The following is a 448-nucleotide window of genomic DNA, read 5'->3' on the forward strand; positions in this document are numbered from 1 at the left end:
ACGACCATTCGCACTCACACAACAACGACCATTCGCACTCACACAACAACGACCACCACGACCATTCACACTCCCACGACCACCACACCCACGCCGAAGGTCACGGCCCGCACCGGACCTTCCCCGAGGTCGTCGAACTCGTCGAGTCGATGGGTCTGCCCGCGGGCGTCGTCGAGGACGCGACGGCCATCTTCCGCGTGCTCGGCGAGGCCGAGGCCGAGGTCCACGGCACGGACCTCGACGAGACCCACTTCCACGAGGTCGGCGCAGACGACGCCATCGCCGACGTGGTCGGGGTCTGTCTCCTCCTCGACGACCTCGGCGTGGACCGCGTCGTCACCGGCCCGGTCGCCGTCGGCGGCGGCGAGGCCGAGATGAGCCACGGGTCCTACCCGGTGCCCGCGCCCGCCGTCCTCAACATCACCGCGGCGGCCGACTGGTCGGTCCG

Annotated in this window: 1 protein-coding gene; it reads left to right on the forward strand. The window is 69.9% G+C overall.

Going from position 1 to position 448, the window contains the following annotated elements; all coding sequences use genetic code 11:
- Positions 1 to 448: nickel insertion protein (larC, locus tag NKF06_RS20850; protein ID WP_253246485.1), on the forward strand; the 448-nt coding region annotated here is incomplete at both ends.

The sequence above is a fragment of the Haloferax sp. AB510 genome, assembly GCF_024136985.1.
GTDB lineage: Archaea > Halobacteriota > Halobacteria > Halobacteriales > Haloferacaceae > Haloferax.